The organism is Mucilaginibacter gossypii, from assembly GCF_017569325.2.
GTDB classification, from domain to species: Bacteria; Bacteroidota; Bacteroidia; order Sphingobacteriales; family Sphingobacteriaceae; genus Mucilaginibacter; species Mucilaginibacter gossypii.
The window spans coordinates 2,682,345-2,706,096 of record NZ_CP071878.2 but is presented as its reverse complement, the minus strand read 5'-3'; the positions used below and the strand labels follow the sequence as shown (position 1 = coordinate 2,706,096).

The 23,752-nt window shown below is 44.4% G+C and carries 24 protein-coding genes; 21 read left to right on the top strand and 3 right to left on the bottom strand.

Features of this window, described 5'->3' with window-relative positions:
• Positions 1-9: 9 nt before the first annotated feature.
• Both J3L18_RS11350 and J3L18_RS11345 read right to left on the bottom strand, forming a co-directional pair.
• A complete protein-coding gene (locus J3L18_RS11350; RefSeq protein WP_129567712.1) occupies positions 10-513 on the bottom strand; it encodes a DUF3347 domain-containing protein in 504 nt (167 codons plus the stop codon).
• Between the two features lie 128 nt (positions 514-641).
• Positions 642-1,043, bottom strand: a complete 402-nt coding sequence (locus J3L18_RS11345) for an HYC_CC_PP family protein (RefSeq protein ID WP_129567711.1) — start codon at positions 1,041-1,043, stop codon at positions 642-644.
• Between the two features lie 527 nt (positions 1,044-1,570).
• Between J3L18_RS11345 and J3L18_RS11340 the strand changes: the two genes are divergently transcribed.
• Genes J3L18_RS11340 through J3L18_RS11330 form a run of 3 tightly spaced genes read left to right on the top strand, consistent with a single transcriptional unit; the run spans position 1,571 to position 5,301 of the window.
• On the top strand, positions 1,571-1,945 hold the full coding sequence (locus J3L18_RS11340; protein ID WP_129567710.1) for a hypothetical protein: 375 nt from the start codon (positions 1,571-1,573) through the stop codon (positions 1,943-1,945).
• A 30-nt stretch (positions 1,946-1,975) separates the two neighbouring features.
• Positions 1,976-4,081, top strand: coding sequence for a phosphate acetyltransferase (gene pta, locus J3L18_RS11335; RefSeq protein ID WP_091163631.1), 2,106 nt, complete (start codon positions 1,976-1,978; stop codon positions 4,079-4,081).
• A gap of 8 nt (positions 4,082-4,089) precedes the next feature.
• The gene (locus tag J3L18_RS11330) at positions 4,090-5,301 is read left to right on the top strand and encodes an acetate/propionate family kinase (protein WP_129567709.1); all 1,212 of its coding nucleotides are present in this window, start codon (positions 4,090-4,092) and stop codon (positions 5,299-5,301) included.
• 48 nt (positions 5,302-5,349) lie between these two features.
• On the opposite strand, the gene J3L18_RS11325 is transcribed toward J3L18_RS11330, so the two are convergent.
• The gene (locus tag J3L18_RS11325; protein WP_129567708.1) at positions 5,350-6,165 is read right to left on the bottom strand and encodes a universal stress protein; all 816 of its coding nucleotides are present in this window, start codon (positions 6,163-6,165) and stop codon (positions 5,350-5,352) included.
• A 491-nt stretch (positions 6,166-6,656) separates the two neighbouring features.
• Here J3L18_RS11325 and J3L18_RS11320 point away from each other — a divergent pair, with 491 nt between their 5' ends.
• From J3L18_RS11320 to J3L18_RS11235, 18 genes are all read left to right on the top strand, one after another.
• Positions 6,657-7,472 carry a DUF2249 domain-containing protein gene (locus J3L18_RS11320; protein WP_129567707.1) on the top strand — a complete coding sequence of 272 codons (816 nt, stop codon included), beginning with the start codon at positions 6,657-6,659 and terminating at the stop codon, positions 7,470-7,472.
• Positions 7,473-7,474: 2 nt separating this feature from the next.
• A complete protein-coding gene (locus tag J3L18_RS11315) occupies positions 7,475-8,761 on the top strand; it encodes a hypothetical protein (RefSeq protein ID WP_129567706.1) in 1,287 nt (428 codons plus the stop codon).
• On the top strand, positions 8,754-9,086 hold the full coding sequence (locus tag J3L18_RS11310; RefSeq protein WP_208102458.1) for a metal-sulfur cluster assembly factor: 333 nt from the start codon (positions 8,754-8,756) through the stop codon (positions 9,084-9,086). The genes J3L18_RS11315 and J3L18_RS11310 overlap by 8 nt, the downstream gene beginning before the upstream one ends.
• Complete coding sequence (locus J3L18_RS11305; RefSeq protein WP_129567705.1) at positions 9,086-10,297, top strand: hypothetical protein; 1,212 nt, start codon at positions 9,086-9,088, stop codon at positions 10,295-10,297. The genes J3L18_RS11310 and J3L18_RS11305 overlap by 1 nt, the downstream gene beginning before the upstream one ends.
• A 41-nt stretch (positions 10,298-10,338) precedes the next feature.
• Complete coding sequence (locus J3L18_RS11300; protein WP_129567704.1) at positions 10,339-10,707, top strand: response regulator; 369 nt, start codon at positions 10,339-10,341, stop codon at positions 10,705-10,707.
• A 233-nt stretch (positions 10,708-10,940) separates the two neighbouring features.
• Entirely contained in the window at positions 10,941-11,903 is a 963-nt protein-coding gene (ric, locus tag J3L18_RS11295) for an iron-sulfur cluster repair di-iron protein (protein WP_129567703.1), read from the top strand.
• A gap of 22 nt (positions 11,904-11,925) precedes the next feature.
• Entirely contained in the window at positions 11,926-12,354 is a 429-nt protein-coding gene (locus J3L18_RS11290; protein WP_129567702.1) for an RrF2 family transcriptional regulator, read from the top strand.
• Positions 12,355-12,574: 220 nt separating this feature from the next.
• On the top strand, positions 12,575-13,081 hold the full coding sequence (locus J3L18_RS11285) for a c-type cytochrome (RefSeq protein ID WP_223266067.1): 507 nt from the start codon (positions 12,575-12,577) through the stop codon (positions 13,079-13,081).
• Between the two features lie 20 nt (positions 13,082-13,101).
• Entirely contained in the window at positions 13,102-15,078 is a 1,977-nt protein-coding gene (nosZ, locus tag J3L18_RS11280; RefSeq protein ID WP_129567701.1) for a Sec-dependent nitrous-oxide reductase, read from the top strand.
• 53 nt (positions 15,079-15,131) lie between these two features.
• Positions 15,132-15,761 (top strand): hypothetical protein, encoded by a 630-nt coding sequence (locus tag J3L18_RS11275; RefSeq protein WP_208102459.1) that lies wholly within the window; start codon positions 15,132-15,134, stop codon positions 15,759-15,761.
• Entirely contained in the window at positions 15,697-16,122 is a 426-nt protein-coding gene (locus J3L18_RS11270) for a nitrous oxide reductase accessory protein NosL (RefSeq protein WP_189549017.1), read from the top strand. Before J3L18_RS11275 ends, J3L18_RS11270 begins: the two co-directional genes overlap by 65 nt.
• 8 nt (positions 16,123-16,130) lie before the next feature.
• The gene (locus tag J3L18_RS11265) at positions 16,131-17,366 is read left to right on the top strand and encodes a nitrous oxide reductase family maturation protein NosD (RefSeq protein WP_129567699.1); all 1,236 of its coding nucleotides are present in this window, start codon (positions 16,131-16,133) and stop codon (positions 17,364-17,366) included.
• Positions 17,354-18,073, top strand: a complete 720-nt coding sequence (locus J3L18_RS11260) for an ABC transporter ATP-binding protein (protein WP_129567698.1) — start codon at positions 17,354-17,356, stop codon at positions 18,071-18,073. The genes J3L18_RS11265 and J3L18_RS11260 overlap by 13 nt, the downstream gene beginning before the upstream one ends.
• A complete protein-coding gene (locus J3L18_RS11255; protein ID WP_129567697.1) occupies positions 18,066-18,833 on the top strand; it encodes an ABC transporter permease subunit in 768 nt (255 codons plus the stop codon). The genes J3L18_RS11260 and J3L18_RS11255 overlap by 8 nt, the downstream gene beginning before the upstream one ends.
• A 1-nt stretch (position 18,834) precedes the next feature.
• On the top strand, positions 18,835-19,230 hold the full coding sequence (locus J3L18_RS11250) for a hypothetical protein (RefSeq protein ID WP_129567696.1): 396 nt from the start codon (positions 18,835-18,837) through the stop codon (positions 19,228-19,230).
• A 38-nt stretch (positions 19,231-19,268) separates the two neighbouring features.
• Complete coding sequence (locus tag J3L18_RS11245) at positions 19,269-21,584, top strand: TonB-dependent receptor domain-containing protein (RefSeq protein ID WP_129567695.1); 2,316 nt, start codon at positions 19,269-19,271, stop codon at positions 21,582-21,584.
• 2 nt (positions 21,585-21,586) lie between these two features.
• The gene (locus J3L18_RS11240) at positions 21,587-21,796 is read left to right on the top strand and encodes a hypothetical protein (RefSeq protein WP_129567694.1); all 210 of its coding nucleotides are present in this window, start codon (positions 21,587-21,589) and stop codon (positions 21,794-21,796) included.
• A 194-nt stretch (positions 21,797-21,990) separates the two neighbouring features.
• On the top strand, positions 21,991-23,730 hold the full coding sequence (locus J3L18_RS11235; protein WP_129567693.1) for a thiamine pyrophosphate-dependent enzyme: 1,740 nt from the start codon (positions 21,991-21,993) through the stop codon (positions 23,728-23,730).
• Positions 23,731-23,752 lie beyond the last annotated feature (22 nt).

Here is a 23,752-nt window from a genome sequence, read left to right as displayed (position 1 = left end):
GCCCTTTAATTACTTAGCTGCAGGTAAAGTTTCTTTTACAGCGCCACAGTTTAACATTTGATTGCCGTAGTAGGGATTTTGAATGGCGGCAGTTTCACTTAACCAATATGATTTTTTCATCGGACAATAGTCGCGGTAAACAGGGGCGTTGTTCAGCTTAATTGCCTGTACGGCGGCGAACATGTTTTCTGAAAGGTTGGCAAAATGTTCACGCTGATGCGTGATGTCATCGCTTTCCGAAATATGACGGGCATCGAACTGCAACTTATCTGCATATTTTGTCCAGGTAGTTTTATCAGCTGCCGAAAGCTTGTCGACCGGAAATGAACTGATTGCAGCCAGTAACATTTTGGCTTTGGCATTGGTTGCGGACGCATCGCCGCTAATAAGCGCGTTTTTTACGCCATAATAGGCCGAAAGTACATCAGCTTTGGATGAAGTGTTTTGTGCTTTAACCTGGTTAAAAGCAAATAGCATGATGATGGCGAAAACGAAAATTTGAATCTTTTTCATGATATAGAAATGGTTAAATAATGAATATCATTTCCAGCCGTAGCAGGAAACTATAGATTAAAGAAGTTTTAGGCTTGCAGGGTAGCCATAAAAAAGCTACCAGGCTTCGGATTGAAGCAAGAGGAAAATCAAATGCGGAATGTGCAGTTACGTAAAAAAACAGGTAGGGTAGTGACAAGCGGCGGTGACTGGCCAACCGGATGACTAATTTTCAGCGGCAGATAATTGTAAGGCACTAACCCGAAAAGCGGTATAACCAGCAATGCGGGGCTTGTGCCCAGGCCAATCTGGCTGTACGTAAGTGAGCTGCTCTTTTCCGATTTGAGTTGCTGGTGTTTATCTGTACAGCATTTTTTTGCAGCCTTGCCCTGGTAGTTCATACCGCAGGTATTGCATTTTTTGCTCTGTTCATCATGCCACAACGCAACCTTGACCAGTCTGCCCATGCAGTACTGATAATGCAATGTTGCACCCGAAGAAACCCCGAGGTACAGCATAGCTAAAAAAGTTACGAACAGTTTCTTGATCACGGTGCAAATATCGGCAAATTAGTAAAGTGTTGTTTATAGAATTTCCTTTTCTTTTTATGTTTTTTTGGGATGGATTATCTTTCAAACATAGGATAATTCATCCTCGCAATAAATGACTATTGTTGTTTTTTTTGTGCTGATTGTCAGTTGTTTGCTATTTCAAATGCCGTTGCTTTGGCTAACAAACAACCGTGAAAAAACTAATCACAGCTATTTTGTCTATTAAAGCTACATTATTTGGAATAGCGCACCTACATTTGCGCAAACAAAAGCGTGCATCGCGGGGGTAAATCTCATCACGCGAAAGACACTTAAGCATCTGCCCGATGCAGTTTTTCTGATGCAGGGCGTTTGCTGGTGTGGTAAGGTCTGTTTATCCATATAGTTGTTGTTTTTAGCCAGGGATGTATCCCCACTATCCTGCTCAGGCCGTAGTTAAATATGACGGAGATCATTTTTGTTTTTGATCGTTTACCCTTATCAGATTTTATCCGGCAACGATATTTGTACTATAAAATATTCAAACGATGGAAGCACTTATCGAAGACACCGAACTGGAATTTGAACTTCAGGAAATTTACCTCACCGGTAAACAATGGCTGGCAGACCTTGCCTTCCTGGATAATGAGCACGCCTTTTTAACAAAACTGCTGGCTGGCGAAAAAAACGCGGCCAGGCATATTGACGAAGGGCTGCACTCGGCTATGCTTGAGCAACATGACCTGCATAAAGATATTCTTCATTTTATAAACAAAATAGAACAGTTGATCGTTGTTCCGAGAGCTGTGATCGGGTTATCGCTGATAGATGATTTTATCAGTTTACAGATCAGGGTAGGGGGCGCTTTATTGGCAATGAAGGATCTTAAATTGGCATTGACGGGCATAAGGCGGGCTGCTTAGTTCCACAAGAAAAATTAATTTATAAAGGTTTTGACAAAAAGTATTTATATCACTTCGGCCGAACCCTATAGCGGCAAATCAGTTATTGTATTGGGCCTGGTGGCTATGCTGCTTGGCCGGGCACAAAAGATAGGTTATTTGAAACCCATTATACCGTTCGGCCCGGAAGAGCAGCCAGATACCCATATTGAAACGGTTTTGGCACATTTTCAACTACCGCAAACTTATCGGGATACCTATGTATTTACCAGGCAGGGGGCTATGCAGCAGATCAAAGATCAGCACCAGGGTGACATGATCGACGCGATTATCGCACGGTTTAAGGCCTTAGAAGCGACGTGCGATTTTACTGTAGTTGAAGGGAGTGATTTTGAAGGGCAGGGAACGGCATTTGAGTTTGAAACTAACCGGCTCATCGCTAAAAACCTGAACTCCCCCGTCTTACTCCTTGTATCGGGCGTGGGGAAAACCACTGCCGAAATTGTTCAGGATGCGCTGAATTTTAGGCAGGCTTACCAGGTGCAGGATATTCAGGTATTAGCGGTTGTTGTCAACAGGGTACAGGCCGATCAGGCTGCAGATGTACAACAATTGCTGCGTGCGCAATTGTCCGAAAATATACTTATCGCCGTTGTACCCGCTGATCCGGGCCTGGAAAACCCAACTGTTCGCGATATTTTTGAAAAGTTGGACGGCAGGTTGCTGTTTGGCAGTGAACACCTCGGAAACCAGGTTGATAACTTTGTGACCGGTGCCATGCAGGTGCCCAATTTTTTGAATTATCTGAAGGAGAATGTTTTGATCGTTACACCTGGCGACAGGGGAGATATTGTCATCAGCTCGTTGCAGGCCAATCAGTCTGCCAGTTATCCCCGCGTGGCCGGCATTATACTTACGGCAGGTGCAATTCCGGAAGAACCGGTGATGAGGTTGATTGAAGGATTGCAGAACGTTGTCCCTATCCTCGCTGTCGGGTCAGGCACTTTTGAAACAACTAACCAGGTGGCAGCGGTTAAAGCCCGTATTACAGCGGATAATACTAAAAAAATACGGCTTGCTATAGAAACATTTAACCGTTATATAGATATCGCCGCCCTTGATAAAATGCTGGTAACATATCATTCCAATGTGATGACGCCGCACATGTTTCAATACCAGCTCACTCAATGGGCTAAGCGGGAACGCAAAACAATTGTACTGCCCGAAGGGAATGACGACCGCATCCTGCAGGCGAGCGCAAGGCTGATTGCCCAGCAGTTGGTTAACATTATCCTGCTTGGCGATCCTGCAGAAATAGCCGCTTCGGTAAAGCGGTTGGGCATTGACCTTGATCTCAATAAGGTAACCGTTATACCCCCGGCCAGTTCGCCTCATTACGAAGATTATGTTCAAACACTGTATGAGCTACGTAAAAGTAAAAACGTAACCCTCGAAATGGCGAGGGACCTCATGACGGATGTATCTTATTTTGGAACGATGATGGTTTATAAAGGGCACGCCGACGGAATGGTTTCCGGGGCTGTTCATACTACTCAGCATACCATACGCCCAGCCCTGCAGTTTATCAAAACAAAGCCCGGCATCTCTACGGTGTCATCTGTTTTTTTTATGTGCCTGGCCGACCGTGTTTCTGTATTTGGCGATTGTGCGGTAAATCCCGACCCTACTGCCGAAGAACTGGCCGAGATAGCTATCTCGTCGGCAGATAACAGCCTGCGTTTTGGCATTGAACCGCGTGTTGCAATGCTTTCATATTCATCGGGTACATCAGGTTCAGGTGCCGATGTGGAAAAGGTTAGGCGAGCTACCCAATTGGTGCGTGATAGACGGCCCGATATTAAAGTAGAAGGGCCTATACAATATGATGCCGCTGTAGATCCGGTAGTTGGCAGCCAGAAAATGCCCGGTTCAGAAGTTGCCGGCAAAGCAAGCGTATTGATCTTCCCTGATCTGAATACCGGGAATAACACTTATAAAGCGGTACAGCGGGAAACGGGAGCCCTGGCCATTGGGCCGATGCTGCAGGGGTTGAATAAACCGGTTAATGACCTTAGCCGCGGTTGCACTGTTGATGATGTTTTTAATACCGTTATTATCACTGCTATACAAAGTCAGGATAGCCCGGCCTCATTATAATTTTACATATGGAAATATTTGTTATCAATTCGGGCAGCAGCTCTATCAAATACCAGTTATTTTCTCAGGATTCAAGCAGCCCGCTTTGCAGTGGCCTGGTTGAACGCATCGGTCAGCCAGATGCGCTGATCACTCATAAATACAGGCAGCATGACGAAGAAAAAGTGTTGTACATTCAACAACAGGTACCCGATCACGAAGCCGGCATGCAGGTTGTGGGCGAACTGCTCACCAGGGATGGTATCGCGGTGATCCGCGATTCGGGACAAGTGGGCGCGGTTGGTCATCGTGTAGTTCATGGCGGCGAAAAACTTACCGGTACCACAGTCATTACGCCCGGGGTAAAAGACAAGATCAAAGCACTGTACCCACTGGCGCCTTTGCATAATCCGGGGCATATAAAGGGTATCGAAGTGTCAGAAAAGATTTTCCCCCAGGCTGTACAGATTGCTGTATTTGATACCGCGTTTCATACATCGCTACCCGAAAAAGCTTTTAGGTATGCTATACCCGACTCTTTTTATAAAAACCACGGCATTCGTGTTTATGGCTTTCATGGCATAAGTCATCAGTACGTTAGTGGTGAAGCAATGAAATATCTTAATCATACAGAAGCAAAACTCATTACCATTCACCTTGGTAATGGCTGCAGCATGGCCGCTGTTAACGGCGGAAAGAGCGTGGATACAAGTATGGGGCTTACCCCACTTGATGGGTTGATCATGGGAACAAGAAGCGGAAGCATTGATGCCTCGGTATTATTATACCTTTCAGAACAAGAAAATTACAGTACAGAACAACTTACTACGTTGTTAAACAAACAAAGCGGCATGCAAGGGCTTACCGGTCATAACGATATGCGGGATATCAGCGCGCTTTATAATAATGGGAATGCCCGGGCGGAGCTTGCTTATGAGATGTATGCCTACCGGATTAAAAAATTTATTGGCGCTTATGCCGCTGCAATGAACGGGCTTGATGCAATTGTGTTTACGGCTGGGGTTGGTGAAAATGATGCCCTGGCACGCGACCTCGTTTGCCGGAATATGGATTTTTTAGGTATTAAGCTGGATAACGCAAAAAATTCAGAAAAAGGCAATGGGATTCGTGATCTTAGTGCACCGGCTTCCCGTGCCAGAATATTGGTGGTGCCCACCAACGAAGAATTGGAAATTGCCCGGCAGTGCAGGCAATTGCTCAGTGAAACCACCGGAAGGTAACTGATCCCCAGGCAAATATTTTATAATTCTGGGGATCATTACTTAATTTCATGAACTCATAGGAACAGCAAGTAACGGTATGTTCAGCCCGGTAGCCATTTGGCGGGTTTTACTTCGGTGAAGGAGTGAAGACCAGAAGCCGTGCTTTTTGGGGATCATGATCAACAACTCGGCGCCACAAGTAATAAGCTCTTTTTTTAATTCGGCAACGATTTTATTTGAATTAGTTTCTCTATAAACACAATCAATACCAGCTGCCTGGAAATTATGCGGTACTGTGCCCTGAACAGGTTTTATTTCAGCTGCTTCTTTATTAACATAAAAAATCTCCACCGGCGATTCGAAAGCAATAACTTCATTCCGAATCATGGAAAGTAACTGTACCGGCTGGTCATTAGCCACATCACATGCCAGCATGATTTTCCTTAGCCCTTTGAACCGGGCGCCAATGGGGACGACCAGCACAGGGAAAGCCAAATTTTTGATGGCAGTTGTAGTTGTATTGCCTAAAACCCATTGATCCTGACTTTCCGGGGCCATGCCAAGCACTACCAGCGAAGCATTGTGCTTTTTTACCAGGTTTTGTAATTCATCTGTAACCGGCGTATAACTGGTTTCATAACTGACAGTGATGTCGTGAATCAGTGCAGTTATTGCTGCTTGTTGTGCAAGCCGGTCTTGATTTTTTGCCTCCAGGTCGCTTACAGTTGAAGCTGGCAGGAGCGTATTCGATTCGTGCAGGGACAAGCTGAAGGCATTAAAAAGCAGGAGCCTGTAGTTGAAATGTTTGGCCAAAGCGGCGGCATAGGTTACCGCGTTTTCAGCAGCCGGCGAATAGTCTGTTGCAGCAATTATAGTTTTCATATGGGTGACTGGTTGTTTTGTTAATATTCATAAACCCATTAAATACGGGCTCGTAAAAGTAGAAGACCCTTTGTACCATAAATAGCTCAGTTAAACAGCGCGACCTGTTCTGCTTTTTTATCGGTGGTTTCTTAAAAACAAAGATCAAGAATGGCTTTAAACTTCAACATGACGTTGATCAGCTTAAAAAATGATCACAATTACTAACAAGTGCAGGGAAACCAGAAGGAAATCAGGGAGAAGATCAACTGCCATAGCATCGGACCATTTTGAAAAGTTTATTTTAGGAGATAGGGGCTTTTTAAAAATAGCGTAGGTAATGTGGGCAGAGAGAGAACAGGAAACCAATTGTTGGCTGCCATTTGATCGATGGGTGAACGACGTAAAAAAATATCGTAGCCGGGTAAACGTAATCTTTGCGTCACCTTTCTGAATAATAAAAGATAATTTTATCTTTTATTATTTACATTTGTCCATCAACTCATAAAAAAATGGAACCGTCAGAAATACACATTGTATTGAATGCTAATAGCCTAATCAGTGATCTGCTGAAGTATAACGAAGAGCTGATAATCCAAAAACTTACCGAACTCAATAAAAATTTTAACCGGCTGAAAAATCCTGTGCTCAGAAAGGTTTTAGCCAAACGGGTATCCGTTGCTCAGGCTTGCAGGATAGCTGGCTGCTCGTTGAATGAATTTTTTGACGTCCTTAGACCGCTTGGATTTAAAGCGGCGCACGAAGCTGTTGAAGTTGACAGGTTACCGCTTCCCCTTGCCGCTTCTTTTACTAAAATTATTGATCTTGATGTCAGACCGATTTTGGCGGCAGGAAATGACCCTTTAAAAATCATCCTTACAGCGGCGGCCGGGCTTAAAAATGGCGAGGTGCTTAAAGTGATCAATACTTTTGAACCTGTACCGTTAATCAGTCTTCTGGAAAATAAGGGATACCGTTCGTTTATAGACATCGCGGGACCGGAACTTGTGAATACTTATTTCCTAAAGAATGAGGCCGAACCTGATGAGCTTATAATGAATATATCGGAATTATCGGTTGAAGCAGATGGGCTCACGGAACTTATGAAAGCCTACCAATTGCACATTATGGACGTCAGGCCTTTCCAAATGCCCAAGCCTATGACTATGATCCTGGACAAGCTGGAAACGCTGAAAACCACTGAAGCCTTGTATGTCCGGCATCGAAAAGTCCCCGTTCATCTGCTCCCGGTATTAAAAGAAAGAGGTTTTGACTTTCGCATCATGGAAACAGCGGAAGCAGTTATCCTGTTTATCTATAGGCCATGAATATGATCACTAAACAGCATCCCGAATTATACCCTATTGTAAGGGCTCACTACCTGGCTTCAGCAGTTTGTTTTGTGCTTATCGGTGTCTTGTTTTTCTTTGCGTCGGCAGATTTTGCCGGGCACTATTTTCAGCCGAAATTATTAGCCATTACCCATCTTGCCGCGTTGGGCTGGGTTACCATGGTTATTTTCGGTGCAGCGTATCAACTGGTACCGGTCGTACTTGAAACAGGGTTGTCAAGCTATCGTTTGCCCTGGCTATCATTTGTCGCTTTTTTGAGCGGGCTTGTCCTGTTGGTTTGTTCTTTCTGGCGTTTTGAACCAGGTTTATGTATGCAGGGAGGGGCACTGCTGCTGCTAACCGGCATGCTTGGCTTTACCATTGTCATTTTTCTAACAGGAAAAAGATTAAAGAACAAAAAGGAGAACATTCATCAGGAAATGATCAATACTTCCTGTATCTGGTTGCTGGCCACCGGTGTTCTTGGGGTTCTGCTGGTATTCAACCTCCGTTACGCCTTTCTGCCGCAGGATCACCTTCAGTTTTTAAGGCTCCATGCGCATATGGGAATGGGAGGCTGGTTTTTATTGTTGGTGATAGGGGTAAGCAGTAAATTGGTGCCAATGTTCCTGGTGTCCCGCAAACAGAATTTGCAGCTGCTTGATTGGGTTTATTATCTGCTGAATGGCGGCCTGCTTGCATTTGTGATTGATACATACCTGGAAGGTATCAATAACCGGACCTATCTCATCGCACTGCTTCCAGCTGCAGCGTTTATCATATATTTCATTTATTTAATCCAATGTTACCGGTCAAGAATGAAAAGAAAGTTGGATTTGCCCATGATGTACACCATGTTGTCTTTTATATTGCTGCTGGCTGCATTGCTGATACAGCCGCTTATTATTAACGCGCATGTTCAAAATACCACACAAGGCATTGCACTTACTAAACTATACGGGTTATTGGTGCTAATGGGCTGGCTTTCTTTACTGATCCAGGGGCAGGCGTTTAAAACTTTGCCTTTTCTGGTTTGGCTAAAAATTTATGGACCAGGCACTGGCAAAGAACCTACACCTTTACCTTCGGATCTATACAGTCAAAAATTACTGATCATCCAGGGTATTGCCTTTACCGGTTTTATATTATCCATGATCACTATGGCGTTATCCGGCCTGGCTACGCCTGCGCGTATTGCCTCAGGTTGCCTGCTGTTAACGGCGCTTTGCTATCTTTTAAATTTAACCAGGGTCCTTACCCACAAAAAAACAACCGGCCATGCATAGCTTTGACATTACCGATCCTGATACTTACATAGAAATGGAAGCATGGGAGCGCTTACGATCCATTATTGACCCTGAACTTCATGTCAATATCATTGATTTGGGACTTGTTTATACTATCAGGGCAAATAGCGCATTGAGGATGCTGGTGGTGGTAATGACCTTATCGTCACCCAGTTGCCCGGTAGGGGAAGCCATTTTGCAGGGGGTGGCCAATTGCCTCGAAGCCAGATTTGTGGACTACAAGACAGATGTGCAACTCACCTGGGAGCCAGTGTGGGGTTTTGATAATATTACCGAAGAAGGCAAAAAACAATTGTGGGGATAATGGACTGGATAAGTAAAGGCAGGTATCATTATTGGGCAGGAGGCAGCTTTGTGGTGCTTGCTGTTTTTGGCGTGTTGCTCAGGCTGATGCATATTGCCTTTGTGCCTCATTTAAACTATACTTTTTTACTGCATGCTCACTCGCATTTCGCTTTTGCCGGGTGGGCTTTTCTTGGATTGGCCATGCTATTGGCCGGACGGGTTTCGCCTGTTCAAAGACGCCGGAAGTTCCTGTATGCCCTTAATGCAACACTAGTAAGTGCATATGGCATGCTGGTTAGTTTCTCCTTTCAGGGCTACAAAACAGTCTCTATTATTTTTTCGACGTTTTTTATTTTAAGTACTTATTATTTTACCCTGCAGTTCCTGAAAAGTTTAAAGGAAACCCGGCAACTTTCAAAGGGCGCGCGCCAATTGGCCCTTGGCACTTTGTTTTTTCTCTGCTTTTCCTCACTCGGCCCCTTAGCCCTGGGGCCGCTTATGGTTATGGGATTAAAAGGCACGGCAGTGTACCAGGATGCAATTTATGTTTACCTGCATTTTCAGTTGAATGGCTGGATGCAGTTGGCGGCCATTGCGTTGGTTGAAATCACCTATTTTAATATGTGCCCAACCAATCCGCAGCGTTGGGTATATCAACTATTAATCTGGTCGAACCTGCCGCTGTATTTAATTTTTACCTTGTGGAGCAACCCTGCCGGTTGGGTTTTTCTGATAGCCGGAATTGCGGCTGCGGGTAATCTTACTGCGTGGTTTATGATATGCCGGGGTCGGAAAACGAGGCTGCTGAAACTGCCTTTGCTGTTAAAAGTTGCATTTTTGGCTATCACCTTAAAAACCGTTTTTCAAACCCTGGTATGTATTCCCGTCATTGGCAGATGGGCTTTCAGTGACCGTAATATCATCATTGGCTATATTCATTTGCTGACATTGGGCATCGTGACACCAATCATACTTGATCAGTTTAAGCAAGCCGGCTTTTTCGGCGCCGTAAAAAAATTGCAGATCATAAACGGAAGTTATTTAGTGTTGACTTTCGCATATCTCGTGATATTATTTGTTGAACCCGCCTTAAAACTTGTCGGAATAATAGTTCAGGATGTTGAGCCCCAATTATTGTTGCTATCCATACTGTTGCTGCTATGCGGGGTCGGCTATTTTGGGCTGCTAATTTTAGGTAGTTCAAAAAAAAGCGAGGCAGGTAGCGTGTAAAATCAGATTCAAATAATTATTTTTGGAGTAACACGCCGGATATGAAAAACAAAGTTCTCCTAATCGAAGACAACCAGGACATTCGGGAAAACGCAGCAGAGCTGCTGGAGCTTTACGGTTTCGAAGTGCTGGTTGCCGACTGCGGCGAGGCAGGATTGTACCTGACTGATTTACACCCGGACTTGATTATTTCGGATGTAGTTATGCCGGGTATTAGCGGATACGATGTGTTCAATCAGCTTCAAGAGGATTCCCTTAAAAAAAACATCCCCTTTATCTTTACTACCGCACTTTCCGAAAAGAGGGACCAGGACATAGCAAAAGTGATGGGAATACAAAACTATCTCATTAAACCATATGACGAAGCTGAGTTTATCAACTGTATCCGGAAGTGCCTGGACATAATCTGATTTCCCTTCGGTTGAACGCCCGGTAATTTGCCTCAAATATCGGGTTAACATGCCATGACTATTTTTTACTGAAATTACGGCAATGCTTTTCAAAGTTTCAGCCGTAGCTAATGAGCGCGGTCACTTTTACGCTTTGAAAATTGATTGTTATCACATTTACGAAAAAAGAGCAGCCTAAAATATACAAGAATAATAATAAAGGATAAATTTGTCTTCTATTAAATTAATAACAAATGGAAACACAAATTTTGGATGTAACGGTCATTGAACCAAAACTAAAACATCCCACTATTTTTAAGAGATTCGATGAACTGACCGGCGGTGAGGAATTGATCATTCACAATGATCATGACCCCAAACCGCTTTATTATCAGTTGCTGGCAGAGCGCGGACAGATCTTTAACTGGGAATATCTGACGAGCGGCCCGGAGGTTTGGAGGGTTCTGATTGGTAAAAAGAACCCGCATAACCAGGAAGAGACAATTGGTGAGATTGTTGCTAAAGACTATAGGAAGGCGATGGTTTTCAAAAAACTCGGCATTGATTTCTGCTGCGGCGGCAAAAAAACATTAACAGAAGCCTGCGTGAAAAAAGGGCTTGCCGTTGAAGAAGTGAAGCTCGCACTGCAGTCGGCGGATAGCGGAGAATATGTAAATGCTCATAATTTTCAGGACTGGGCTCTTGATTTTTTAAGTGACTACGTAGTAAATGTCCATCATAAATATGTGCGTGACAATATCCCCTTTATTGGTGAACTTGCAACAAAAGTGGCGCGTGTACACGGGGACAAACACCCCGAATTGATTGGGGTGGCTAACGTATTCGCTACGGTGGCACAGGAACTGAGCATGCACATGATTAAAGAGGAGCGCATCCTTTTTCCTTATATCAGGGATATCGTGACAGCCCGGGAATTAGGTACCGCTGTGTTGCCGGCACCGTTTGGCGGGGTTATGAATCCCATTCAAATGATGGAGATGGAGCATGAAGGAGCGGGAGAAGAACTCGAAGAGATCAGGCAAATGACAAATAGCTATACGCTTCCGGAAGATGCTTGTACCTCGTATCGTATCCTTTTCCAAAAGTTGCAGGAGTTTGAAAATGACCTGCACACACATGTACACCTCGAGAACAATATTTTGTTTCCAAAGTCGGTTCAACTCGAACAGCAGTTAAAAGATAATTCTCAATTATAAGTTTTAAGTTGAAAGGATAGTAGTGTTATTATCTAAATCATGTGAATATGCCATCAGGGCGGCAGTATATGTTGGTTATAAGACCTTGAACAAAGAAAAGACCGGCATCTCAGAGGTCGCTGAAGCGATAGGTGCACCTGTACATTTCACTGCCAGGATCCTGCAGGGGTTATCCCGAAAGCGCGTCATTTCCTCCAGCAAAGGTCCGCACGGAGGTTTTTATATTGAAAACTCCGCCAAGGTTTACCTGATTGATATTATCCGGGCTATTGAAGGGGACGGGCTATTCAATGCCTGCATACTTGGACTTAAAAACTGTTCCGAAACGAAGCCTTGTCCGGTGCACGACGAAATTAAGACGGTACGGACACAACTGCTCCTCGAATTTAACAAAAAATCCCTTCGAGACCTGGTAAGCGATTACCAGCAAAATAAGTACGTTTTAAAATAAGCAAATTTTTATTCAACAAACAGGAGGGGACAAGTTTAAAATAATAAAAGATAAAAATGTCTTTATTTGTAAAGGGTGGCTTTGAGGCGGAATCTATAAGTATATTATATATCATATAAAATGCTATTTAAATGAGATATATCACTAAAAAAACATGATTTAAATCATGAAATAGTCAAAATTAATAAAGCAATTTCGAAGTATTATAAATATGAAAATAATGAAAATTTCAACCAGCTTTATCCGGGCCGCTTTTATAGGAGGTATGGCCCTTTTGGCCGCTTGCGGCCCTTCCAATGGGGGTGATAAACAGGCGACGGAATCTGCTCCGGCTGCCAATGCCGAAAATAGCTCGGCCGCATCTTCAGCAGACGTTGACCCAGCCGCCAAAAGTGACAGCAAGGGCGTAGGTAAATTCACAAGCGTGGAGATCGGCGCAATCGACAATGCAATGGCCGACAAAGGCAAAGGAGTTTTTACTGCCAAGTGCTCCGCCTGTCACCAGATCACCGATCAGAAGGTAGTTGGGCCCGGTCTGAAAGGGGTAACCAAACGCCGTACGCCGGAATGGATCATGAACCAGATCACCAATCCGGTAGAAATGGAACAAAAAGACCCCGTGGGTAAAGCGCTTTTAGCAAAATATCTGACTCAGATGAGTTTTCAGAATGTAAGTGACGATGAAACCCGACAGATACTTGAGTATTTGAGAAAAAACGATCAATAACCTCTTTATATGTTTAAACCATGAAACGAATTTCACAAACTACCCTGTTGTTAGCGGGACTGGGGGCGATTGCCATCGCCAGCGGTTGTAAAGCAGGTAAAACGGGGCAGGCGGCCACCGATGAAGATGCTGCCAAAAAAGTATACGTAGCGCCCGGCAAGCATGATGAATTGTACATGTTCGCTTCCGGTGGCTTCAGCGGCCAGATTGCAGCGTATGGTATTCCTTCCGGCAGGTTGCTTAAAGTGATACCTGTGTTTTCCCAGAACCCGGAAAATGGTTATGGCTACTCAGAAGAGACCAAACCAATGCTCAACACCTCGCACGGATTTGTACCCTGGGACGACACGCACCATCCTGAACTTTCCAAAACCAATGGCGAAGATGATGGCCGCTGGCTTTTCATTAACGGTAATAACACGCCACGCATTGCCCGTCTCAACCTGGCAACTTTCAAAACGGAAGAAATTATGGAATTACCAAACGTTGCCGGTAACCATGCCTCTCCATTTTGTACAGAAAATACCGAGTATATAGTAGGTAATACTCGTTTTAGCGTACCGCTTGATGGAGATAAGGATGTATCGATAGGTGATTTCAAAAAGAAGTTCAAAGGTGCCGCGACTTTTATCAAAGTAGATAAGAACACGGGCCGCATGAACATTGCCTTTCAATTGATTGTTCCTGGCTTTAACTATGACCTGGCACATGCTGGCAAAGGCCCCTCACATGATTGGATTTTCTTTACCTGTTATAATACAGAGCAAGCCAATACCTTACTTGAAGTTAATGCCAGTCAACGCGACAAGGACTTTATCATGGCGGTGAACTGGAAAAAAGCAGAAGAGTTGGTGGCCCAGGGCAAGGGGCGTAAAGTGCCTGCTAAATACGCGCATAACCTCTATAACGAGCGCACCCATTCAGCTACTTCAGCCATGGAAAACGACGTGACCATGCTGGATGTAAAAGATTATCCGGGACTAATCTATTATATTCCATGCCCAAAATCACCTCACGGTGTTGACGTGGAGCCCAACGGCGAATACTTTGTAGCCAGCGGTAAACTGGCCGCGGTGATTCCTGTATTTTCGTTTAAGAAGATGCTTGGTGCTATTGACCAAAAACAATTTGAAGGGGACTTTGACGGTATTCCGGTATTGAAATATAATACTGTATTGGAAGGTGAAGTGCAAAAACCGGGTTTAGGTCCGCTGCATACCGAATTTGACGGTAAAGGTTATGCTTATACGTCCATGTTCGTGTCTTCAGAGATTGTAAAATGGAAAGTGGACACACGTGAGATCATCGATCGTATTCCAACTTATTATTCTATCGGCCACCTTTCTGTACCGGGCGGCGATTCCAGGCATCCATATGGTAAATATGTGATTGCGTTAAACAAGATCACCAAAGACCGTTATCTGCCCACCGGCCCTGAGCTAACGCAATCTGCCCAGTTGATTGACATTACCGGCAACAAGATGAAACTATTGCTTGACTTCCCGACCATTGGTGAGCCGCACTACGCGCAGACCATACCGGCGGAGAAAATAGAGAAAAATTCTGTGAAGTTTTTTAAACTGGAAGAGAATGATAACCCATATGCTGCCAAATCAGAGAAAGAAGCCCGCGTAGTAAGAAAAGGCAACCGGGTGGATGTATACATGACTGCTATCCGGTCTCACCTGGCCCCGGACAATATAGAAGGCATAAATCAGGGTGATGATGTGTATGTGCATGTGACCAACCTGGAGCAGGACTGGGACGTTCCGCACGGCTTTGCCATCAAAGGTTCCAATAACTCAGAATTATTGGTCATGCCGGGTGAGACCGCCACACTGAAATGGGCACCTGACCGGACTGGTATTTTCCCATTCTATTGTACCGACTTCTGCTCTGCATTGCACCAGGAGATGTCTGGTTACTTTAGGGTATCGCCTAAAGGCTCAAACGTACCACTTACTTTCCACCTGGGAGAAAACCTCGCGGCAAGGTAACAGATCTTTTATTCAACGGGAGGACCCTGTGTCCTCCCATTAATACCAATAATATGAAAACCGGTTCAAGAATAGCAATAGCTGCAGCCATGGTGCTGCTGCTAACAGCGTATTTTCTTCCTTTATGGGAGATTACCTTGTCCGCACCACAATACCCCGAGGGCCTGAGTATGGATATATGGCTAAATGGTATCACAGGAAACGTGCTGCAGATCAATGGGCTTAACCACTATATCGGCATGCAGCATATCGACCCGCAGAACTTTGCCGAATTTAAGATTGCCCCCTATGTGTTCGGGTTACTCATCCTGATCGGGTCGGTTGCTTCAGTAAAAGGCAGCAGAAAACTGCTGATTGGCTTGCTGGCGCTGATGATCGTTTTTGCCGCCGCCGGATTTATTGATTTTTACCTATGGGAATACAACTATGGGCACAATCTTGATCCTCATGCAGCCATTAAAGTTGAAGGTATGTATTATCAACCTCCGCTGATTGGGTATAAACAACTTCTGAACTTCCTGGCAGGATCTTTTCCTGCTACGGGGGGGATGCTGATCGGCCTGGCCGGAATAATTACCGCTGCTACATTATACATCGAAATAAGAAATGGTAAAAGAAATGAAAAAGAGAGGAATGATCGTGCTGCTGGCGCTTTGGATCACCGCCTGCAGTCAAAAGCCTGAGGCCCTGCAATATGGAAAAGACGCCTGCGTACACTGTATGATGACAATTATGGACCGTAAGTTCGGTGCAGAGATTGTAACTTCCAAAGGCAAGATTTATAAGTTCGATTCTGCAGAGTGTATGCTGGGTTACATCAGCGAAAAACGCGGGCAGTTTGGCGATGCAGATACTTATCTTGTTGTAAACTACAAGTCAGGCGGTACACTTATGGATGCCCGCAAATGCACCTATATACATGACCAAAAGATCAGTTCTCCGATGGGCGGTAACCTCGCGGCCCTTGCTTCCGAACAAGAGGCGAAAATCTTTCTTGGCAACGGAAACGGGAAACTGCTGACCTGGAATGAACTTGTTAAATAAAAGATTGCATGAAAAGGATCTCGCTCATTTGTCTTTTTGCCCTGGCGGTAACTGTTGTTTCGCATGCACGCACACTTATAGTGGCCGTGAATACTGCCCTGCCTGATTTAAAGGCAGCTGTTGCGGAGGCTGCCGATGGTGATACGATCAAGGTGCAGAAGGGGTATTATTATTCGTACAATACACTTATCACCAAAAGACTGACCATCATTGGCGATGGGTATCCTGTGCTGGACGCAAATTATAAAGAAGAGGTAGTGACTATCCTGACGAATGGTGTTACGTTCAGCGGCTTTGTGCTCAAAAACTCTAAAACCGGTTCGATGCGCGACTATGCCGGTATCCGCCTGCATAAGGTACACAATGTTACGATCAGTAATAACAGGTTAATCAATAACTTTTTTGGGATTTACCTGTCCGATTGCGATCATGTGTCTGTTATTGGTAATACAACCAGTGGCACTGGTACCGAGCTTACGGCCGGTAACGGCATTCATGCCTGGCAATGTCATGATGTTATCATTATGAATAATTATTCTACCCGCCACCGCGACGGTATCTACTTTGAATTTGTGAAAAAGAGCAGGATCATCAGTAATACCAGTGAACGGAACTTTAGGTATGGGCTGCACTTCATGTTTTCGGACGATGATCTGTATCAAAAAAACACTTTTCGCAATAACGGATCAGGTGTCGCGGTGATGTATTCCAAACGGATACGAATGTTTGATAATTTGTTTATTGAAAACTGGGGAAGCTCCATTTATGGTTTGCTGCTGAAAGATATTACCCGGTCCCAAATTGTTGGCAACCGTTTCGTTAGGAATACGACGGGTATTTACATGGAGGGTTGCAACCTCATGACGGCTAACAATAATACCTTTATCAATAACGGTTGGGCTATGCGTATACTGGCTAATTGTGAAAACGGCACGTTTGAGCGGAATAATTTCGAGTCGAACTCTTTTGATGTGACAACCAACGGGGTGCTCAACCTTAATAAATTTGATCAGAACTACTGGGACAAGTATGAAGGTTATGATTTGAATAAAGATGGCACCGGTGATGTACCCTACCGGCCGGTTAGCCTCTATGCGCAGATAATGGAGCAAATTCCGCAAAGCGTGATGTTGATGCGGAGTTTTATGGTCAATCTTTTAGACAAGGTTGAACGGGCTATCCCATCTCTTACCCCTGAATCTGTTAAAGATATAAACCCTAAAATGAAACCATGGACACGTTAATTGAACTAAGCCACATTAAAAAGGCATTTGGCAAATTACAGGTGCTAAAAGATATTAGTTGTCATTTTGAAAGCGGCAACATTGTGTCTGTTTTGGGGCCAAACGCCTCCGGAAAAACAACCATGATCAAAAGTATACTCGGTATGGTTATACCCGACGAAGGCGACATCCGGTTTCGAGGAGCCAGAGTCAACAAGACTTTTGATTACAAAAAATACATCGGCTATATGCCGCAGATCGGGCGTTACCCGGATAATATGAAGATTGGCCAGTTGTTCGACATGATGCTTGATATTCGTAACTGCAACAAAATACCTGATACAGACCTGATTGAGGCTTACCGGCTCAAAAGTATGTACCATAAGCCTATGAGGACACTTTCCGGAGGTACCAGGCAAAAAGTGAGCGCCGCCCTTGCTTTTATGTTTAATCCTGACGTGCTGATACTCGACGAACCCACAGCGGGCCTTGATCCCTTTGCCACCGAAATTTTAAAACAAAAGATCCTCGACGAAAAAGCAAATAACAGGCTTGTGATCATTACCTCACATATCCTTTCAGAGTCGGAGGAGTTGGCCGATACCGTGATGTACCTTTATGAAGGCAAGATCAAATTTTATGAGCCGCTGGCTGCGCTGCAAATGGAGACAGGTGAGCAGAAACTGGGTAAAATATTGACCCGATTATTAACTGAAGAACATGTTTAAGATAGCCAAATATATTATTCTCGACATCATACGCAGTAAGGTACTCATTGCCTACACGTTGTTGCTCGCTACCATTTGTACGGTGATCTTCCTGTCAGACAGCGATGTGATTAAAGGACTGGTAAGTATTACAACCATTGTGATGATCATTGTGCCGCTGGTAAGCATTATCTATGCAACCACCTATTATTTCAACGCCGCGGAGTTTACCGAATTGCTTGTTTCCCAGCCTATCAAACGCAGGGACATTTTATTGGGAGAATACCTCGGCATCAGCAGCTCTATCCTGGGCGCTTTTGTGCTCGGAGTTTGCCTGCCGGTTGCTTTGTTTGCACTCTCAGCTACGGGCATCACCCTAATGGTTGCCGGAGGTTTGGTAACCTTAAGTTTTACTTCACTCGCTTTCTGGGCTTCCACTAAAACCAGGGATAAATCAAAGGGTATTGGGCTTGCGCTAATGATTTGGTTCTATGCGGCCATTGTTTATGATGCTCTGGTGCTGCTGTTCCTGTTCACCTTCAGCGATTATCCGTTGGAAAAGGCTATGATTGTGCTCACGGCCTTAAATCCGGTAGATCTGGCAAGGATCATGATCTTGTTAAAACTGGATATTTCTGCTCTGATGGGTTACACCGGCGCGCTTTACCGACAGTTTTTCGGAAGCGGTACAGGCATTGCCTTCAGTGTTTCGATGCTATTGATCTGGTCTGTTTTACCCGTACTACTGGCGCTTAAAATTTTCTCCAAAAAAGATCTGTAAGATGTTCCGCCGCTTCACCGCCATATTACTCCTGTTCTCGGTACTGGTTATGAACCTGAACTCACTATGGCTTTATGTGGGGTTCCGGCTCAACCAGGATTATATTGCGGCAAAACTTTGCGCCAATAAGTCAAGGCCCATACTACACTGCAACGGCAGGTGCTTCCTGAGCAAACAGCTTAAAAAGGCTAATAGCGAAGAGAAGAGCAACGAAAACCGAACCGTTAAAGAAATCATTTTTGAGGCTTATTATCACGGCGTTAATCAATTTACTGTACACATCAAACTGCTGGCCATTTTTACCTCCCTGGTAAGCTTCGCCCTGCTGCTTCGCCCGCTCGGAGCTATCTTTCGGCCCCCTGCTACGTCTTCAGTTCACCGCTACATGCTCTCCTGAGCAAATTCAATTTTGGTTTAACAAGAAGATGTTTAAAAATGAAATACTTTATCGTGTTCTGCTTTGCTATTGCCTTTACTTTACAGGCATCAGCGCAAAAAATACGGGGTGTTGTTGTCGACGCCCAAACCCAGGCACCCGTTGTCGGTGCCAGTATCCGTGTCAAAGGAAGCAAGCTGGGTACCTCGACTGATTTATCAGGCAAATTTATATTGGCGCATAAAAATAAAACTGATTCCCTAACGGTTAGCTGTACCGGTTATGGTACTTGCTGTATCAGGTGCGATAGCTCGCTCTCAGTTCAACTAAAACCGGTGATTGCCGGCCTGGAGGAGGTGGTGGTAACGGCGGGCCGCCAGGAGCAGCCCCGCAAGGATATACCGGCTGCAATCAGCAAGATAAGTTCAAATACCATCCGCGAAGCGCATGCAACCGCTCCTTATCAATTGTTGAATAAAGTTGCGGGGGTATATATGGTGAACCTCGGTAATGAGCAGCATACCATGGCCATCCGCCAACCGATTACTTACAACGCGCTTTACCTTTACATGGAAGATGGTATCCCGATCCGACCAACGGGCATATTCAATCATAACGCTTTGTACGAGATCAATACCGATGGTATCCGGGATATTGAAGTGATTAAGGGGCCAGCTTCGTCTTTATATGGCAGTAACTCAATAGGTGCGGCTGTTAACTTCAATACGGCAAAAGAATCCGTAACCCCGGCAGGGCAAATCAATGTACAGGGAGATAAATACCATTACCTGCGGGCTGGTATTCAAGGGGGGCTCACTGCGGGAAAAGTTGGGTTTTATATGGCAGGTTATGCCACACACCAGGAAAAAGGCTGGCAGGATTATACTGATTTTGATAAGTATTCGCTTTCTGCTAAAGTTAGCTATCCGCTGGGGGCCGACAGTAAGCTAACAGTATACGGTACCTATAATTATCTTAACACACAAACGCCTGGAAACCTAGACAGTGCACGTTTCTATAACCGATCCTACAGTAGTAATCAGCGTTTTGCCTACCGCAGGGTGAACGCATTCCGGGCCAGCAGTCGTCTTGATCATAATTGGAATGATGATAATCACACCTTTCTAACGCTTTTTTTCAGAAACAATTCCACCGGGCAATTACCCAGCTATTATATTTCCGATGTCCGCAACAATAAGGGCCAATACTTAAAGTCAACAGGTCAAATAAATGAGCTGAGTTTTTACAGCTTTGGCTTGCTTGCTCAGCATACGGTAAAGTTAAATTTTATGCACTCACAATTGATCGCAGGCATTTACCTGGATAATAGCCCAAGTTCGTTTTATGCTAACTTCCTGAATATTAAAAAAGATAATACCGCTCAGTATTATACCGGTTATATCAACACTGATTCGCTGATTGATAATTATAAGATTCACCTGTTTAATGCCGCATCCTATGTACAGTATATGGCAGAGCCGGTTAAGCGGATAAAAATTACTGCCGGACTGCGTTATGACCTGCTCGTTTACAATTTTGACAACCAGCTTCCTCCTTTAAAAACCAAGTACAAACAACAGGAGCATAATCGATATGATGTATTGGCGCCCAAGCTTGGCGTAACTTATGACCTGCAGAATGGGCGCGGCATTTATGCCAATTTCAGTATGGGCTTTCAGCCGCCTGAAACTAATACCCTTTACAATTCCAGGCAATTAACACCGCTTAAACAGGCCACTTATAACAATTATGAACTGGGCGGCTGGACATCATTGTTCTCCCAAAAGATCAGGTTTGAGCTAACTGCTTATTACCTGCAAGGGAAAGATGAGATCATCAGCTTGATCCAGGCAGACAATACTACACAATATGCCAACGCTGCTGCTACTACCCACAAAGGCTTAGAGTATAACCTCCTGGTTGGCTCCGTAAAAAGCCTTGACTTTCGCATCGGTGGAACGTTTGCGTCCCATACCTTTAATAAATACAGTGAAATTAGTGCCGGAAAATCCATCGGCTATGACGGTCATCAAATGACCAATGCGCCAAAATGGATTGCTAATTCGGAGATTACCTGGAAACCCGCTTTTATCGCTGGCTTCAGAACTGGTGTTGAATGGCAACATTTGGGTAAATACTTTACAAATGCAGCTAATACCAAAACCTACAATGGTTATGATCTTTTTAATTTACGCACTGCCTATCGCATCAGCAGCGGCAGCGCAAAGGGACTGGAAGTTTGGTTCAATGTTATGAACCTGACCAATAAGCTATATGCAACTACTGTTACTGGAAATAGCTATGGGGATACTTATACGGCGGCCCCTCCGCGCACCTTTTCATTAGGTATCAGTCATTCTGTTTCAAAACTATGATCATGAAAAGACATCGGTTTGCAAAAATTGTAAACACTGATTTTCATGTCAAGGCAGAATCGATTGACAATAATCTGTTTATTGATTCAAGCAATGGGGGGATATGCCCAATATATGGACGGAAGAAAGGTGTATTAAATTATAAGCTTAAAGATTCGCTATTATACCTGAAAGGAAACGTTTATGACGAGGTTTGGAAAAGCGTGAAGTAAACCCTTGTGGCTATTATGGGTATGTACAATTAAACATTACGATATATCATTTATTATCGTGAATTCACGGTATATCAAAAAGCTCAAAAAATATGTTAATTACAAATATTTGACGGTTAATTGCTTAACAAATGGCACGTGTTTGGTGTTATGGATAGTAAATTACCACATCACTAACGCTAAACAACCCAAACATGTCAAAAAAAGTAGCCGAGCAACTTGTAGAAATGCTGATACAGGCCGGTATCAAACGTATTTATGCCATTACCGGCGATAGTTTAAACGAACTTAATGATGCGGTACGCAGAACGCCCGAATTAAAATGGATCCATGTACGCAATGAAGAAGCAGGCGCTTTTGCAGCTTCGGCCGATGCGCAACTGAGCGGACTTGCCTGTTGTGCAGGAAGCAGTGGTCCCGGGCATGTGCACCTGGTGAATGGCCTTTATGATGCTCACCGGTCAGGAGCGCCTGTTTTAGCCATTGCGTCTACCTGTGCTACTAAAGAGTTTGGCAGTAACTACTTCCAGGAAACCAATGTTATCAAGCTTTTTGACGATTGCAGTTATTATAACCAGGTGGCTGCCAACAATAAGCAGGTGCCCCGTATGGCACAGGCAGCTATCCAAACTGCTATTCAGCGCAAAGGTGTTGGCGTATTGGGCTTACCGGGCGATGTGGCAGGGGAGGATGCTGTTGAAATTGACTCATCGGTAAATAACTTTTTTTGCAAGGCCAACATTACCCCGGTATGGGAAGAGTTAGTAAAACTGGCCGACCTGATTAACCGATACCCCAAAGTTTGCATTTTTGGAGGGATAGGCTGTGCCGGTGCTCATGATGAAGTGGTTGAATTGGCGGCACTGATCAAAGCGCCGGTTGGTTATTCGTTCCGTGGCAAAATGTTTTTGGAGCATGATAACCCCTACGAGGTAGGCATGACCGGCCTGCTTGGCTTGCCCGCTGCGTATCATAGCATGCATGAAAGCGATTTGGTTATCCTGCTTGGCACCGATTTTCCTTACACGCCTTTTTATCCCCAGGATAAAAAGATAGTGCAGATTGACATCAAGCCTGAAAATCTTGGTCGCCGCGCAAAACTAACGATGGGGCTTTATGGTGATATAAAATCTACAATTAAAGCGTTGATCCCTTTAATTAAAGAAAAAACCGACAACAGCTTTTTAGATGCGCAATTGCATGTACATGCTAAAGTAAAAGAGCAACAGCAAGCCTATATTAAGGATTTTGGTGAACATGATGCTATTCATCCCGAAGCTTTAGCCGCTATTGTAGACGAATATGCTTCTGTTGATGCCATTTTTACCTGCGATACCGGGATGTGTAATGTTTGGAGTGCCAGGCATATCAGCGCTAATGGGAGGCGTTCGATGATCGGGTCGTTTGTTCATGGATCTATGGCTAATGCTATGCCGCATGCTATCGGCGCGGCGCTGGCCTGTCCCGACAGGCAGGTTGTGGCCATGTGTGGTGATGGCGGCATTTCCATGTTGTTAGGCGATTTAGCCACTATTAAACAATATGATCTGCCTATAAAGATCATTGTATTTAATAACAGGAGCCTTGGCATGGTAAAGCTGGAAATGGAAGTAATGGGCCTGCCCGATTTTGAAGTGGACATGCACAATCCTGATTTTACCATGGTCGCGGAGTCAATGGGCATAAAGGGCATTACCATAAACGACCCGCAGGGCCTTGAACAGGGCATAGCCGAAGCTTTTGCACACACAGGACCAGTTTTAGTAAATGTTTATACCGACGGAACTGCCCTTGCCATGCCGCCGCATATCGAACTTAAAATGGTTAAAGGAATGGCCGTCTCCATGACCAAAATGATGCTTGGTGGTAAATTTGATGAGGTGTTGGCAACTGTGAAAGGTAATTACAAACATCTGCCCGAAATATTTGATTAAGGCACGAATGCTTGGGTAGTGT